This is a genomic window from Haloarchaeobius sp. HME9146 (genome assembly GCF_025399835.1).
GTDB lineage: Archaea > Halobacteriota > Halobacteria > Halobacteriales > Natrialbaceae > Haloarchaeobius.
On record NZ_JAODVR010000001.1, the window covers coordinates 2154994 to 2170580 of the forward strand.

Annotated in this window: 15 protein-coding genes; 6 read left to right on the forward strand and 9 right to left on the reverse strand. The window is 66.3% G+C overall.

What is annotated here, in order from left to right; translation table 11 throughout:
* Positions 1 to 1152 (forward strand): DR2241 family protein, encoded by a 1152-nt coding sequence (locus N6C22_RS11135; RefSeq protein ID WP_261651181.1) that lies wholly within the window; start codon positions 1 to 3, stop codon positions 1150 to 1152.
* Positions 1153 to 1182: 30 nt separating this feature from the next.
* Here the strand turns inward: N6C22_RS11135 and N6C22_RS11140 are convergent, their stop codons facing one another.
* The 3 genes from N6C22_RS11140 to N6C22_RS11150 all read right to left on the reverse strand — a co-directional run bounded on the left by N6C22_RS11140 (position 1183) and on the right by N6C22_RS11150 (position 3721).
* On the reverse strand, positions 1183 to 1737 hold the full coding sequence (locus tag N6C22_RS11140) for a hypothetical protein (RefSeq protein ID WP_261651182.1): 555 nt from the start codon (positions 1735 to 1737) through the stop codon (positions 1183 to 1185).
* A 37-nt stretch (positions 1738 to 1774) separates the two neighbouring features.
* Positions 1775 to 1969 carry a methytransferase partner Trm112 gene (locus N6C22_RS11145; protein WP_261651183.1) on the reverse strand — a complete coding sequence of 65 codons (195 nt, stop codon included), beginning with the start codon at positions 1967 to 1969 and terminating at the stop codon, positions 1775 to 1777.
* A gap of 393 nt (positions 1970 to 2362) precedes the next feature.
* Positions 2363 to 3721: an adenylosuccinate synthase gene (locus N6C22_RS11150; protein WP_261651184.1), complete on the reverse strand. Its 1359-nt coding sequence runs from the start codon at positions 3719 to 3721 to the stop codon at positions 2363 to 2365.
* A 209-nt stretch (positions 3722 to 3930) separates the two neighbouring features.
* Between N6C22_RS11150 and N6C22_RS11155 the strand changes: the two genes are divergently transcribed.
* Positions 3931 to 4236 carry a hypothetical protein gene (locus N6C22_RS11155; RefSeq protein ID WP_261651185.1) on the forward strand — a complete coding sequence of 102 codons (306 nt, stop codon included), beginning with the start codon at positions 3931 to 3933 and terminating at the stop codon, positions 4234 to 4236.
* Here N6C22_RS11155 and N6C22_RS11160 read toward each other — a convergent pair.
* Together N6C22_RS11160 and N6C22_RS11165 are read right to left on the reverse strand one after the other, a co-directional pair.
* Positions 4233 to 6560, reverse strand: a complete 2328-nt coding sequence (locus N6C22_RS11160; protein WP_261651186.1) for a hypothetical protein — start codon at positions 6558 to 6560, stop codon at positions 4233 to 4235. The genes N6C22_RS11155 and N6C22_RS11160 overlap by 4 nt on opposite strands.
* 77 nt (positions 6561 to 6637) lie before the next feature.
* A complete protein-coding gene (locus tag N6C22_RS11165) occupies positions 6638 to 6916 on the reverse strand; it encodes a UPF0058 family protein (RefSeq protein ID WP_261651187.1) in 279 nt (92 codons plus the stop codon).
* 148 nt (positions 6917 to 7064) lie between these two features.
* Here N6C22_RS11165 and N6C22_RS11170 point away from each other — a divergent pair, with 148 nt between their 5' ends.
* Positions 7065 to 7952, forward strand: a complete 888-nt coding sequence (locus N6C22_RS11170) for a hypothetical protein (protein ID WP_261651188.1) — start codon at positions 7065 to 7067, stop codon at positions 7950 to 7952.
* Between the two features lie 80 nt (positions 7953 to 8032).
* Positions 8033 to 9706: a TrkA family potassium uptake protein gene (locus N6C22_RS11175; protein ID WP_261651189.1), complete on the forward strand. Its 1674-nt coding sequence runs from the start codon at positions 8033 to 8035 to the stop codon at positions 9704 to 9706.
* Positions 9707 to 9711: 5 nt separating this feature from the next.
* On the opposite strand, the gene N6C22_RS11180 is transcribed toward N6C22_RS11175, so the two are convergent.
* On the reverse strand, positions 9712 to 10398 hold the full coding sequence (locus tag N6C22_RS11180; RefSeq protein ID WP_261651190.1) for a DUF998 domain-containing protein: 687 nt from the start codon (positions 10396 to 10398) through the stop codon (positions 9712 to 9714).
* 90 nt (positions 10399 to 10488) lie between these two features.
* Between N6C22_RS11180 and N6C22_RS11185 the strand changes: the two genes are divergently transcribed.
* On the forward strand, positions 10489 to 10839 hold the full coding sequence (locus N6C22_RS11185) for a VOC family protein (protein WP_261651191.1): 351 nt from the start codon (positions 10489 to 10491) through the stop codon (positions 10837 to 10839).
* A gap of 9 nt (positions 10840 to 10848) precedes the next feature.
* Here N6C22_RS11185 and N6C22_RS11190 read toward each other — a convergent pair whose 3' ends face one another.
* Entirely contained in the window at positions 10849 to 12306 is a 1458-nt protein-coding gene (locus N6C22_RS11190; RefSeq protein ID WP_261651192.1) for an ATP-binding protein, read from the reverse strand.
* 264 nt (positions 12307 to 12570) lie between these two features.
* On the opposite strand from N6C22_RS11190, the gene N6C22_RS11195 reads away from it, so the two are divergent.
* Positions 12571 to 13287 (forward strand): dolichyl-phosphate hexose transferase, encoded by a 717-nt coding sequence (locus N6C22_RS11195; protein ID WP_261651193.1) that lies wholly within the window; start codon positions 12571 to 12573, stop codon positions 13285 to 13287.
* A gap of 18 nt (positions 13288 to 13305) precedes the next feature.
* Here the strand turns inward: N6C22_RS11195 and N6C22_RS11200 are convergent, their stop codons facing one another.
* Both N6C22_RS11200 and N6C22_RS11205 read right to left on the reverse strand, forming a co-directional pair.
* On the reverse strand, positions 13306 to 13473 hold the full coding sequence (locus N6C22_RS11200; protein WP_261651194.1) for a hypothetical protein: 168 nt from the start codon (positions 13471 to 13473) through the stop codon (positions 13306 to 13308).
* A complete protein-coding gene (locus N6C22_RS11205; RefSeq protein ID WP_261651195.1) occupies positions 13437 to 15584 on the reverse strand; it encodes a glycosyltransferase family 39 protein in 2148 nt (715 codons plus the stop codon). Before N6C22_RS11205 ends, N6C22_RS11200 begins: the two co-directional genes overlap by 37 nt.
* Positions 15585 to 15587 lie beyond the last annotated feature (3 nt).

Sequence of the window (15587 nt, forward strand, 5' to 3'; positions counted from 1 at the left end):
ATGGCCGCAACAGAGCGGGAGACGGTCGAGACCGACCAGTTCGACGCGCTCCTCGACGCGGTCCGCGAGGGTCCCATCGACTTCGACGGCCTGCAGGTCCGCTACGAGGACGACGGCTACGTGTTCGAGGTCCCCGACCTCACCCGCAAGCACCTCTCGGAGGGCGAACTCGACCAGGTCTGTGCGGCCAACGCCGAGTGGGTGACCAACTGGCACTTCTGGGAGACGGTCGTCGGCGGTCACGGCACGGCCCGCCGCGCCTTCCTTCGGAAACTGGAGGCTGCCGAGGCACACAGCGTTCCGGAGCGGTACGACGTCATGCACGGCGACGGGGAGGCTGAGTCCGACGCTGACACCGGCGACGACACCGAGCTGGTCACCGAGTGGGGCCAGGTCCACATCACGGTCGACCTCGGCGAGGTCGGGTACCGGCGCTACGAGGTCCGCCACGCGGACGACGCCGGGATGGCCCGCGAGGAACTGGACGTCCACGACGAGCCGCGAGCTGCCCGCGAACTCGCGAAGTTCGATTCGAAGGGCCGCTACCGCCCCCTGAAGACCGCCCCATCGCTCCCCGGCGGGTTCGTCTTCCCCGACCTGACGAGCACGGAACTCATGACGGTCATCGACGCGCTCTACCCCGCGACCGTCGCCAACTGGCACCGCGAACAGCAGGGCAACCTCGACGTGAGCCACTGGCACGAGACCACCGAGCGCCAGACCGGTATCTACGGCATCGTCTCGGAACTCCCCCGGGAGGCCGTCGACTGGGTCGCCGAGTCCTGCTGTGACGACTCGCAGTGTCTCAAGCGCCGGGAGTGGCAGTACGACGAAGACGACCAGCTCGACGTGCCCGGCGGCGACGGCCAGTTCCCCTGCCGCGAGCCGTGTTCGCTGGTCGTCGCGGCCTCGCGCAAGTGGACGAAGCTCGAGGACGAACACGAACACACCTATGAGTTCGACCTGACCCCGAGCGAGAAGGAGCAGGTCGAGGACATCATCGAAGCCGTCGCCGAGGGACGCGTCGACGAGATTCGCGAGGCCGACGTCTACAAGGGCGCGAACCGCTACCGGGCGCGCTACCTCCAGGCGAAACGCTTCGACGACCACGGGAACCTCTGTGGTGTCGAGACCGACGAGCAAGCAGAGTAGCTGGCACCGACACCGGTTCCGTTTTCGGCCCTACGCGAACAGTATCCAGAGTGCGACGGCCACGCCGACCACCACGACGCCGACGCCGAACAGGACTTCGAGGCTGCCGAGCGTCGCCGCCGCGCCGAGTGCGATGGCGAGGGCGATTCCCGCGAGCACCAGCACCGGGAGCGACCCGTCGAGCGGGAGCGAGTCGAGGGACGACTCCTCGCTGTCGGACTCCCCGGCGGTCTTCCGCTCCGAGGGCGGCCCGACCGGTTTCGGCTCCGTGATGGTGACCGGGATGTACTGCTCTTCGGCCCCGTAGCCCGTCACGATCTTCAGTCGGCCCGACACCGGTCGCTGGCCGGTCTGGACGTCGACCGGGAAGGTGAGCTCCGAGTCCGTCTCGACGAAGTGGTTCGTCTCCGGGAGACTCGCGACCCGGGCGAGGTCGTCGTCGAGGTTGCAGTGGACGTGGACCGCGCGCCCGTGGTTCCGGAGCGAGACGGTGAACGGCCCCGTGCTCTCGAACGAGTCGACGGCCGAGTCGATACTGTGCAGGCCGTCTTTGCTGATGTCGATTGGGAGCGGGTCACGTGCCATACGAGGAAAGAGAGTGTGTACGGGAGAGTTTCGTGTCTCAGGCCGGGACGTCGTCGCGCATGTCCGGCGGGAGGAGGTTCGGGATGCCGTCCTCGATGGGGTAGGACTCCCCGCAGTCGGCACAGACGAGTTTCCCTGCGAGAATCTCGTCGTCGTTCTGCTCGTCGATCTCCAGCTCGAGTTCGCCCTTGTCCATCGGACAGCAGAGGATGTCCATCAGGGATTCCTTCATACCGGGGCAGTTGGTGACGGAGAGCAAAAGGTTTCGGGAAGTCGACGGCCAGACGGGTGCGGGTCGGTTGGTGGTGGCAGGGTCGTTTCAGTCGGTGTCCGGGCAGGCGCGTCGTAATTCACGGGTGAGAGTGACGACACGGATGACTGTGACGACGAGCAGGTCACTCGCGCTGGTGGCAGTGGAGACCGCACCCGCCACCGCACAGCACCGCACCACACCCTCCCCAGCCGATTCCCTTCACTTCGCTCCGTTCCGGTCATCCCTCGCGCGCTTTCAACTCGCGGCCTCGTTTCACTCGACACACTCGCCAGCGCGCGCCACAGCAAGGGCTGGTCGACGGTGACGGTCGGAAAAACCGCAGATACCGAAACGCGGTCGTTCGGAGCCGGTTCAGTACGGACTGTCGAGGACGAGCGTGTCCTCGCGGTCCGGCCCCATCCCGACGCAGTAGATGTCCGCGCCGAGTTCGTCAGAGATGTACTCGAGGTAGGTCCGGCAGTTCTCGGGGAGGTCCTCCCACGACTCGACCGCGCTCCAGTCGACGGGGTCCCAGCCGTCGAAGGTGCGGAAGTTGGCCTCGCACTCGCCCCACTTCTCCGTCGTCGCCGGCATCGTCAGAAGCTCCTCACCGTCGAGCGTGTAGGAGTGGCCGACGGTGACCTCGTCGAGGCCAGCCAGCACGTCGACGTGGTTGACGGCCAGGCCGGTGAAGCCGTTCACGCGGGCGGCGTGGCGGAGCATCGGGATGTCGAGCCAGCCGACGCGTCGCGGGCGGCCGGTGACGGTGCCGTACTCGCCACCTTCGTCGCGGATGTACGTCGCCATCTGCTCCTCGTCGCTGTCGGGGTCGCCACCGGTGTAGCCGGCGGTCTGGCCCTCGACGCCGCCGAGTTCGGTCGGCATCGGGCCCGTGCCCACGCGGGAGAGGTACGCCTTCACGATACCGATGACCTCGCCCTGGCCGACCGCGGTCGGCGGGAGACCGGTCCCCGTGCAGGCACCGCCGGTCGTCGGGTTCGAAGACGTCACGTAGGGGTAGCTGCCGTGGTCGATGTCGAGGCTGGTCCCCTGTGCCCCCTCCATCATTATCTCGTCGCCGTCGTCGATGCGGTCGGCGAGGAACGAGCCACCGTTGACGGCCATGTCCTCTTCCTCGATGCGGCGGCCGTACTCGCGGTACTGCTCGTACAGCGCGTCGATGTCGAACTCCTCGCCCGTTTCGATGCCGAAGACGTCCTCTGCGAGCGCGCGCTTCTGGGGAACGACGTACTCGAGGCGGGCACGCAGGACCTCCGGGTCGAGCAGGTCGCCGATGCGGACGCCGCGGCGGCCGGCCTTGTCCTCGTAGGTCGGGCCGATGCCGCGCCCGGTCGTCCCTGCCGAGAGGTCGTCCTCCTCTTTCGCGTCCTCCTCGATACCGTCGAGAACGCGGTGGTACGGGAGGATGACGTGTGCGCGCTCGGAGACGCGAACGTCGGGGTCGAGGCCCCGCTCTTTCAGTTCGTCTATCTCGTCGAACAGCGTTGCCGGGTTCACGACGCAGCCGTTACCGAGGACGCCGATCTTACCGCGGATGACGCCGCTCGGGATAAGCGAGAGCTTGTACTCCGTGCCGCCTTCGACGACGGTGTGGCCCGCGTTGTCGCCGCCCTGGTAGCGGACGATAACGTCGGCACCGTCACCGTACAGGTCGACGACGCGACCTTTGCCCTCGTCGCCCAGCTGCGACCCGACTATGGTTACGGTCATTTACAGACACGGATTCCGAGGCTCCCGGTAAACCGATTTCGGTCCGGCGAGCGTTGTGAAGTATTGCCGGAGTTCTACATGGTCGATGTGAGACGTTCCCAGTGAACAAAAGACCTATATTCACCTTACGCTAACCATCCGATTCCCCCTTCTCGTATGCCATTGCGACAGCAAGGTTTAAAACCTCCAAAGACAAGTTAACAAATGCCATGATAGACCGACTGGAGAAGGAAGTCGATATGCTGGAACGCCATCTGCAGGTTCTGAAGATGGTCATCGAGAACGAACCTATCGGCATCGTGAAGATGTCCAACGAGACGGGGTACCCCCACCACAAGGTCCGGTACTCCCTGCGCGTCCTCGAGGAGGAGAACCTCATCGAGCCCTCCAGCCAGGGTGCCATCACGACCGAGCGTACCTCCGAGTTCGTCGACGAGCTCGACGGCAAGATCGACGAGATCGTCGAGAAGATGGACGGAATGAAGATAGAAGGCGCAGCAGAAGTCGAGAGCTAGAGCTCCGGGACGTTGATGTGGAACTCTCCGCCGCGAGTCTCCACCAAACAGAGATGATAGCCGGATTTTCGTGACAGCTTCACGAAACTCTTCTTCGAATCCCGGCTGAGGAAACTCCCGCTGGTCGCCTCTGCGGCCGTTTCTAGCGCGCCAGGGTCGAAGAAACTCGCAGTGACGAGGAACGCACCGGAGAGCTGTTCGCTCGTCTGTTTCACGCGCGAGGCGCGCTGTTCGAGGTCGACCATCATGTCCTCGGTCGCCGGGTCACGCGAGTCGTTCAGGTTCGCCACGACGAGCGGGTTGCCCATCCGGTCCCGAACGACCACGTCGAACGTCGTCTGTTCGCGGTGTTCCTCGCCGTTCTCTTCGTACCGGAGCGACACGGAGCCGTTGAGCTCGGCACGGTCGGCCTCCGGAATCGCGTCGTAGAGGTCCGACATCGCGCTGGCGTTACCCGTGTCGCGGATCTCGTACAGCAGGTCGAAGACGAACCACTCGACGAACTGGTACTCGATGCTGTCGACGAGGAAGTCCTCGTACGCCTGCCCATCGACCGCGGCGTCGCCGGCCTCGAACTGCGTGTGGTGTTCGAGGCGGAGGTTACCGTGGACCTCCTCCGGGGATGCGCTCCCCCCGTGGGCAGTCTCCAGCGTGGCGTCGCCCTTGGAGTTGTAGCGGACGAACAGGTTGGTGCCTTCGAGTGCCTCCCGTGGGGTCAACTGGACGCTCGCGGTCGCCGCCGCGCCGCGGGTGTTGGCCAGTTCGGACTCGAGGTCGGCGATCTCCGCCTCGAGGTCGGCGACCTCGTTCTCCAGCCGGTCGACCGTCTGCTGGAGTTCGTCGTTCTCGGCGGCGAGCTCGTCGCGCTCGGATTGGAGCGCCGCGTGAGCCTCCTCGGCGTTCGAGAGCCGTTGCTGGAGCCGGTCTATCTTGTCCTCGCGCTCAAGCATCTCGCGCTCGAGCGGTTCGTCGGTCCCCGACCGAGAGGGAGACGGACTGGCGGACCCGGTCGCTGCCCTGTCGCTGGCGGGGGCACTGCTCCGGTCGTTCGCCTCGCTCGTCGTTCCGGTCGAACCGGTGCGCTTCGTGTCACTGCCGCCCATCTCGCGGGGTGGCTGTGTCTTCGAGGTGTTGCGACGCTGCGTGCGAGACTGCCGCGATTCGGGCTGTGGCGAACCGGCCGTTCCCGTTTTGGCCTCGGACTCGGTCGACTTCTCCGGGTTGATGGAGGGAATCGACCGCGTCTCGCGCCACTGTGCCTCCTCCTGGAACACGGGGTCGGTGTCCTCCTCGCTCTCGGCCTCGACCGCCTCGAGGACCTCGTCGGGGAGTTCGACGGGGTCGGCGTCGACCTCGTCGGAGACCTCCTCCCAGCGTTCGTCGTCCTCCGTCCGTTGGTCCGGCGTCGGTTCGGGCGTCGCCGCGGAATCAGCTTGCGCGGCGTCGCCCCCCGTGGTCGTGTCGACGGCCGACCCGGTGCCCCGGGTCCGGTCCGTCACTGCCTCGTCCGGCTCGGGGTCCGGTTCGGCCTCGGCGACCGGTTCCGCGCTCGTCGCTGGTTCCGGCTCCGGCTCCTGATGAGTCGGTTCGGCCTCCGCGACGGGCTCTGCCTCTTCGGTCGCCCCGGCGCTCGGCATCGGTTCCGCGTCCTCGACCGGCTCCCGGCGGCCCGATGCGGGGTCTGCCGTGGCAGCCGAATCGGCCGTCGTGGTCCCGCCGTTGGGGGCGGTCCCCGTGGCCGGGTCGTCGGCCGGTTCGGGCTCCGGTTCCGGCTCCGGCTCGGTGCCGCCGGGGATGTCGACGACGTCGATGTCGACGTCCCAGACGGTGTAGATACCGACCTCGTCGTCGGCGCGGTCGAACGCGTCGTCGCCCGTGACGAGCCGTTCCTGGTTCCCGATGAAGGCACAGCTCATCGAGCGCCCGCCGTAGTAGACGACGTAGTAGTCGCCGCTCAGAACGTTCTCGGAGAGTTCGATGTATCCCGTGAACTTCCCCGAGGTGAGTGTCGAGTCGGCCTCAGAGATGGGCGTGTCGTTGGTGTAGTAGTTCGCACGCTCTTCGCCACCGTGCTCCCGCATGGCGAACAGGAGTGGTAGCGACGGGTGCGGGGCCTCGTAGGCCGTCCCCGATGCATCGTCGTAATCGTCGATAGTCCCGTCGAAGACGCCGACGACGCGGCCGTTCAGCATGAACAGCCACGTCGTCCCGGCCGTGACGGCTCCACTGAACTCCGCGTCCGCGAGACCACGAAGTTCGTCGAAACCGCCGGCGTACGGCCGAGAGTCCCAGCCCTCGACGCGCTCTACCGTGCGCGAGTCCATATACTGGCTAAAACCGTATGCGGAACAAATAGTTTCCGGGGATTTCTGCGGTTCAGCCAGCCAGTCGTGTTAGAAATTTAAATCTTCGACTCGGCGTCATCCGCGAGTTCTTCCATCCGCTTCTGGATGCGACCCGCACTGGAGAACTCGTCCTCGCTCATCGCGCTGGCCAGCGCGTTCCCGAGCACGAACACGGCGTGTTTGTGCTCGCTCTTGGACTTGTGGACGTCGGAGGGGTCGACGTCGAGGCCGTGGTACTGCTCGAAGATCTCGTCGGGAATGTCGTTCTGTTCCTCGAAATACTCCATGATGAGCACCATCTGCTCGTGGAGTTCGAGAAGCTCGTCCTTGTGCATGCATGGTCTTTGGACAGTTCCAGATTTAAGCGTTGTTGTGGGTCCCCGGCGTTAGGCGCCGTCGTGGAACTGAGCGCCCGTCTCAGGAGTCCCGTCAGACGCCTGGCGTACAATCATTTTTGTAATCCTCGTTCCTACTCGGTCATGAATGCCGACCCTCCGCCTCGACGTTCCCGAGGAAACAGTCCGCAAACTCGATATGGAGACAGACCTGCTCGGATTCGACGACGTGCAGGAGTATCTGTCGTGGATAATCGGGAACCGGGCAGCCATCGAACAGGGGACCGAACGCGACCAGTTGCTCACCGAGTACGCGGCCCGCGTCGAGGAGCTGGAAGCACAGATAGACACGTCGCACTCGCCTGAGGCGACGCAGGGCGGCGACGACGCGGCCGAAGCCGACGGGGGACGCGTGCAGCGGGGCACCGGCGAGATGATCGTCTCGGGGACGAGCGCGGGCGACACCGACCACCGCCAGCTCGGCGGGAACTTCCGGCCGGAACGGGTCGAGCGCTTCACCGACGAGGACCTCGACGCACACGCCGGGGTCCTCAGCGGTGTCGAGGGTGAGCGTCTCGACGAGTTCGCTCGGCGGGCCGTCGCACAGACCAGGGAGCGACTCGGGCGGGACCCGACGACGGGACTCAGTTACAGCTCGAACACCACCATCAGCACCACCACGAGCGACGTGTCCCTCGGGGCGGACATCGCGGACCTCGGCGACATCGAGGTGCCCGGACGCTCCACCGAGAAGACCGAGCCACGGCGCGAGGCGGTCGGTGCGGCCCTCGCGTACCTCAAGGACGTGGGGTCTGCTCGGCGCTCGGACTTCGTGGACGAACTGTACGAGGAGTTCCCGGCCGGCTACGGCTCCGAGGCCGGCTGGTGGGAGTGCATCAAGACCGGCCTGAAGCAGGTCGACGTGGTCGAGGGCGGCGACGGCCGGCGCGTCTGGCGGTTCCGCCGCACCGAGATATCCAACGAGTCGGGGACGCTGAAGGGCCGGGGGCCGAAGCGCATCGTCGACTCGGGCTGAGTGGGGTGACCCCGATACCCGGGAGGTTCGCCCTGACCGAATTCTTCTTACGCACCACCTTCCTTTGCTCGGACAACTAGATGGACGACCAGCGCCGCCGACTCCTGTTGTTCCTGCTCACACTCGGGGCTATCATCCTCGTCTACACCGTCGTGTATATGGTCGTGATGGGCCAGTTCGAGGGGAGCCCGCGGACGTTCTGGGAGGCGCTCAACGTGGTCGTGGAGTCGATGACCCTGTCCGGCTTCGGTGAGGACTCCAGTATCTGGTCGCATCCGGTGACCATCCTCTTCGTCATCGTCATGCAGTTCACGGGGGTCCTGGCGGTGTTCGCAGCGCTCCCGCTGTTCGTCGTGCCACTGTTCGAGGCGCGGCTGACCCAGCAGGCCCCGACGAGCATCGAGGAACTCACAGAGCACGTGGTGCTCGCGGGCTACACCGAACACGGCGCGACCCTCATCGAGGAGCTCGAACAACGCGACGTGGACTACGTCATCATCGAGAAGAACGAGGAGCTCGCGACCGACCTCTACGCCGACGGGCGGTCCGTGCTCCACGGCGACCCCGAGCGGACCGAGACGCTGGCGGCTGCCCACGCGGCCAGTGCCCGCGCCATCGTCGCCGACCAGACCGACGAGGAGAACGCGAGCATCATCCTCTCCGCACGCGAGTGCGCCGGCGACGTCCCGGTCGTGAGCCTGCTGGAGCGACCGGAGAACGAGCAGTACCACCGCTACGCCGGGGCCGACCGGGTCATCTCGCCGGAGCATATCCTCGGGCGAAGCCTCGCCGACAAGGTGACCCAGCGGGTGACCGCGGAGTTCGGCGACGACTCGGTCCAGTCGGCACTGCCCTCGGACCGTGACTTCGAGATCGCCGAACTGTCCGTCCAGCGCAACAGCGAGGTGTGTAACCGACCGCTCGCCGAGAGCCGCATCCGTGAGCAGACCGGTGCGAACCTCATCGGTGTCTGGGACCGGGGCGAGTTCACGTCGCCGCCCTCACCCGACACCACGCTGGACGAGGGGACCGTCCTGCTCGCGGCGGGCACCGAAGCACAGCTGATGAAGCTGGCCGAGATGACCCGGTCGTCGAAGCGCCACCACAGCCACGGCGAGGTCGTGGTCGTCGGGGCTGGCGAGGTCGGCTCGACCGTGACCGACGTGTTGACCACTCGTGACATCCCGACGACCCTCGTCGACATCGACGACAAACCCGGCGTGGACGTGGTCGGGGACGCGCTCGACGAGTGGACGCTCCAGTCGGCCGGGCTGGAGTCCGCCCGGACCGCCATCGTCACGCTCCCGGACGACACCACGGCCGTGTTCGCGTTGCTGGTCATCAGAGAGCTCAACCCCGAGATCGAACTCGTCGTGCGGGCGTCGACGACCGACAGCATCCCGAAGATGTACCGCGCTGGCGCGGACTACGTCCTCGCGCTGACGACCGTCTCCGGTCGGATGCTGGCCTCCATCGTCCTCGGCGAGGACGTCATCTCGCTGGACACGCAGATCGGCCTGGTCCGAACCCCGGTGCCCGCGCTCGCCGGGCGGACGCTGGCAGAACTGGACGTCCGGGCGAAGACGGGCGTCACGGTCGTGGCTATCGAACGCGGTGACGAGGTACTGACCGACATCGAACCGGACTTCGAGATACGGCAGGGCGACATGGCCATCGTCGCCGGAACCGACGAGGACATCAACGAGTTCCAGGCGTGGGCCGACCCGACGGCGAGTGCGGCAGAAGCGGATTGAGCGGCTCAGGCGGTCTGTTCGGTGTCCGTTTCGGCTGCGGTGGCCGTCGTCTCTTCGTGCAGATTTCGCCGCGCCGTGACGAACACGAACGCGCCGAAGACGAACGCACCGACCGCTTCGGGGACCGCGAAGTAGGTCCAGGTGTCGCCGTCGGTCGTGAACGCCATCGTCTCGAGGACGACCCAGAACACCCAGACCAGCAGGTGCCCGACACCGGCCCAGAGGATGGCCAGACCGCGGCGACTCTCTCCGGCGAGGACGGAGCCGGTGCCGTAGGCAAGCAGAGCGAACGTCCCGAACAGGAAGAACGAGACCGCGGCGAGGAAGTGCAGGCCGGCGAAGGGCCCATCCAGATAGGCGATACCGACACCACCCATGGCGACCAGTGCGACCACGAGGAAGCCGACGCCGACCTTCTCGGCCGCGTTCCTCGACCGTTGCCAGAGGCGAACACTGAACGGGAGCCCGAGCACCGCGCCCAGCAACAGCCCGCTGTTGAACAGGAGGAACGCGAGCTGGTCGGGGGTGCCGAGGGCGAACAGGGAGTGCGGGGTCGCCTCGCCCATGCTGGACAGCGACCGGGAGGCCCAGTCGAACTTCGGGTCGACAATGGTTGCGAGAAAGAGCGTCCCGAGTGCCAGCGTGGGGGCAGCGAGACCGAGGTAGTCGAGTGTGCGACGAGTGTCCGGCATTTTCATTCAGTACGTGTCGATGACCCAAATAACTATCTGCCACCCGGGAACGGGCGAATCGTTTTCTTGCCCGCCGACGCAGGCACCCACATGTCGGGAATCGTCTTCTTCCGGAGCACAGACTACGAAGCTATCGCGGAGTTCTACCGCGACGAGGTGGGGGCGACGGTGTGGCTGGAGCAGTCGGCCTGCACCATCTGCAAGTACGACAACCTGCTGTTCGGGTTCTGCGACGCCGACGAGACCGAGACCGAGGGCGTGCTCACGTTCGTCACCGAGGACCGCGCCGGGGTCGACGAGTTCTACGAGCGCTTCGCCGACCGAGCGCGCGACGAACCGTCGGTCAACGAGGCGTTCGACATCTACAACTTCTTCGCCGAGGACCCCGAGGGCCGGACGATGGAGTTCCAGACGTTCCTGCACGAGACCGACCCGGTCTGAGTCGGCCACTCAGAGCGTGTGGATGCCGGCGAACTCGAACCGGGAACCGCCCGCCTCGCTGTCGGTGAGGGTCACCTTCCAGCCGTGGGCGGTCGCTATCTGTTTGACGATGGCCAGCCCGAACCCGGAGCCGTCCTCGCTCGTCGTGAAACTCGTCTCGAAGACGTGCTCTTTCGTCTCGTCGGAGATGCCATCGCCGTCGTCTTCGACGTAGAACCCGGCGTCCATGGGGCCGATCCGAACCGTCACGTCCGGTTGGCAGTGCTTGACCGCGTTACGGAACATGTTCTCGAACAGCTGGCGGAGGCGTGCCTCGTCTGCAGCCAACACGAGGTCGCCGTCGACCTCCAGCGTCGCGTCGGGGGCGTCCGTGGTCTCCCAGGCGGCGGTGGCGACCTCGCGGAGGTCGACCGGTTCCGGCTTCCGGATGTGTTCACCCTTGCGAGCGAGTTCGAGCAGGTCGTCGATGAGCTGGCGGGTCCGGTCGAGCGCGGTGTCGACGGTCTCGAGGCTCTCCGTGTCGCCGGTCGCCATGCAGAGGTGGAGGTTCGCCTGGGCGACCATCAGCGGGTTCAACAGGTCGTGTGCGAGGGTTCCGGCGAACTCCTGGAGGAACTCGTTCTGGCGGACCAGTTCCTCCTTCTTGATCTGGTCGGTCATGTCCCGAGTGACCTTCGCGAAGCCGACCAGTTCGCCGTCCTCCTCCAGCGCCGTCAGAACGACGTCCGCCCAGAACTCGCTCCCGTCCTTCCGGACGCGCCACCCCTCGGTGTCGAGTCGTCCGTTCGCTCGTGCTTTCTCGAGGTTCCTGGCGGGAACGCCGGCTTCGATATCGGCGCTCGTGTAGAGCAGTGAGAAGTGCTCCCCGATGACCTCGGCCGCCGAGTAGCCCTTGATATGTGTCGCACCCCGGTTCCACGTCTGGATGAATCCATGTTTGTCGAGGAGGAAGATGGCGTAGTCCTCGACACTGTCGACGAGCAACTGGAACTGCGTCTCGGTCCGGCCGGTCACTCGCTCCAGTTCGACCATAGCCCGGTACTGGGCGACCACGTTGCGGATCCGGTTCGCGAGGATATCGTACTGGACGAGACCATCGTGTTTGTGGACGTACTCCGTCACACCTGCAGAGATAGCGTCCAGGATGAGCTCTTCGCGCGCGTTCTTGCTGAACAGCACGAACGGGACGGTCGGCGACCAGGACTGGACCTCGTGTAGCAGGTCCTGCCAGTCCCCGTCGGGCAGTTCGCTTTCGCTGACGACGCAATCGAAGTGCTCGTGCGCATCCAGCTGGGCCGTGGCTTCCTCGATGGAGGTGGCCGTCTCGACCGTGAAATCGGGGTACTCGGTATCGAATCGCTCGCGGAGCGAGGTCGAGAGCCCCGTATCCGGCTCGACGTGGAGGACGTGTATCGTCCCCTGGGGTACGCGACCGGTTTTCCGCAGCCCGAGGTCGATGTCAGGCATCGATGCTCACCCGTCCGATGCGCTCTGAAGACGAGGGAGTGTTGGCCGCCCGATGGTCGCCGTCTGGTCTTCGGTCACCATGTGACCCGCCAGATAGCCCTTCAGTATCCCTGACGGAGTGACCCTTCATACGAGACGTACGGACGCCACGAGATTTACTCCTTCGTACGATTCTCATCCGAACGGAACGTTAGGCTGGGGTTTCGCGGTGAAAACGAGACTTTTTGGTAAGCCTAAAGTACCCGCATCGGAGAGGGAGAACCAATGAGCAAGGAGTCGACGGAGACCGAGGAACAGCTCACGTTCGACGACCTCGCGGTCGTCATGGGTACCTACAACGAGGCGGAGGCCATCGAACACGTCCTCACGGACATCGAGGAGGTCACCGACGGGCGAGCCGAGATCGTCTGCGTGGACGGGTCGGACGACGAGACGCCCGAGGTCGCCCGCGAACACGGGGCGACCGTCATCGAACAGGAACCACAGGGCTACGGTGTGGCGGTCCGCGAGGCCATCCTCACGCCCGACCGAGAGGTCATCGTCACGACCGACTGCGACGACACCTACCCGATGGAGGCGCTCCCTCGCTTCCTCGAACTCGTCAACGAGGGGTACGACGTGGTCTCCGGCGACCGACTCCACTACGGCGCTGAGGCGATGCCCGCGTTCAACCGCTTCGGGAACCACATGTTCGCCCTGCTGGCCTCCAGCCTGATGGGCGAGCGCGTCCACGACACGACGACCGGGATGCGGGCGTACCGCCGCGACGTCGTCCAGGACATCACGTGGACCGAGAACACCGGCCTGTCTGCGGAACTCCTCATCCGCCCCGCGATGCGTGGCTACCGCGTCATCGAGACGCCCATCCGGTACGCGGAACGAAAGGGCGAGACGAAACTCGACCCGCTCGAGGGTGGGGCGGCCATCGGGAAGTCCATCGTCAAGGTCTGCCTCGAAGAACGGGTCAAGCGGCTCTTCTAGCGACGACGGGCGTACCCGTCAGTTCCCTTCGATGACGGTGCCACCGGCACCGACCGCGATTTTCGGTTCGCCGCAGGCGAATGCCGTGAGGTTCGACCCTGTCGGGGTCTCCGCGACCGTCCCGTCCGCGTCGGCCCCCGGCGTCAGGACTAGCGAGACGGGGCGGTCAGCGTCCCGTTGACCCACACCCCATCGAGGTGCTGGTCGGGGTGGTCCGGCAGGTAGGTCCCCCGCGTGCCGCAGTCGATGGTCAGCGAGCAGACCGAGGTCTCGGCAGGCCAGACCACCTGCACGCGACCGTCCCGGACCCGGGTGTCGAACTCCTGGCGGTAGGTCAGCGTCGACCCGCCGTCGTAGTTCAGGATGACCGCGACGGCGAGCTCCTGGCTGCCGTTCACCGCGAGTGCCCCGCTCTCGCCGAGCGGGCGGGCGTCGTCGTCGGTGACCCGGAGCCCGTCTGGGCCGACCGACCAGTTCACCGAGACCTGCTCGCCGACCGCCTGGTCGATGTAGAGCTCCCGGACGTCGCTGCCGTTCTCGATTCTGATGATGGCGCTCTGGGCCCCCGAGGGGACGCCGACGCGGGTGGTGCCATCCAGGCGTTCGCCCTCGCGGACGGTGAGAGGAACCAGCTTGCCGATGACGTTCTCGTCCGGTGCCGGGGTCCACTCGCCGTGGTAGGTCCAGCGGTACAGCTCCCGGTCGGGATACGCGTCGAGGACCTCGAACGTGCTCGGGGCGTCCTGGTGCTGGGCGTACACCACGTCACCGTCGAAACCGGGGTCGTTCCGGAGCGACTGGAACGGGTGGTTCGACCAGTGGCCGTACGGGGTCGGCACCATGACGAGTGCGTTCTCGAAGTCGGTCGACTCGAGCGGTTCGTAGGCCGACTCGTACTTGGCGGTGTAGTCCGCGCTGTCCTCGACCGGGCCCGACAGCGCCGCCTGTTCTGCCACGCCGATGGCCGGGACCGTGAGCGCGAGCGCGGCGACCAGCACGACCCGGGCAGTTCGGGCGGAGTACCGGCGCGCGACGACCTCACGGAGGCGGTCGCCCACACCGACGACGCCGACGGCCCCGAACACGGAGAGCGGGACGAGCATGTCGAAGTGGTAGATGGGGCCGTGAATCGCCAGCAGGCCGTCGTTCGGGTCCTCCAGCCCGCCCTGGACGTTGTAGGTCCCCCAGAAGTACAGGTTCCCGACGATCACACTGACGAAGATGCCGAGGAGCAGGAGTCGCAGGGTGTCGTCCGAGAGGTGCGGCCGGTCGATGCTGGGCGTGCTCTCACGCGCCCGCAGGTGACCGGCCCAGGCGAGCAGTCCCACGGCGAAGACGACGGTGCCGACCCACCCGGCGGCGGTCCACGACTGTGCGAACAGCACCAGCAGGGTGGTCGTGGCCCGGACCGAGAGCGCGGGCGTCCAGACGAGGTCGTGGTCGACGATGCGACGCTTCCCGAACCCGAGGCCGTCCAGCGGCGCGAACGCCTCGAACGGGAACAGCAGGGGGTCACCGGTCAACAGCCAGTTGTACCCCAGGGCGGCGATTACACCCGTGATTCCGAGCACCGCGATGACGAGGTTCCGGGTGAGCTGTGGGCGCAGTCGCGCGGCATCGTGGCGGTAGCCCGTCCAGAGCGTCCAGCAGGCGTGTCCGATGAACGGGAGTGCGAACAGGACCGCGGTGTAGGGTCGCCCGAAGAACGAGAGCGCGATGGCGACGCCGGCGAGGGCGGCCCAGCGACGGCTCGCAGTGGCTTCGTCTGCCCGGACCGCCCGGACGTAGCCGAGCGCGAACAGCAGGTTCAGGAACGTCGTCGGGGCGTACGGGAGGAAGAGACTGGACGCGAGCAGGAACATCGGCGAGAGCACGAGCAGGATGCCCGCGAGGACGCCGACCCGGCGGTCGAACGCCTCGGTCCCGAGGGCGACCACCAGCGCGACGTTCCCGGCCGCGACGGCGGCGAGGGCGAGTCTCGGCACGCCGACGGCCAGCCCGAGCGCGAACATCCCGGCCGGGACAGGTGCGTACTTCGGGTACATCGCGCCCTCGTCGACGACGAAGAACCACGGGCGGAACTCGTCGGCGAGTCCCGCCGGTGGGTAGTGCTGGAACTGGCCGTCGAGCAGGAGCGCGGCCTGCTGGAGGTAGACCCCCTCGTCGTGGTTCAGGGAGTGGTACGGAAAGAGCTCGCTCGCGACGAGGAAGACGACGGCCCCGGCCAGGAGGGAGAGCAGGAGGGTCGGGACGTACCGGGTCGCGAGAACGGTCCGGAGCCTGTCGACCCGTGCCATCGA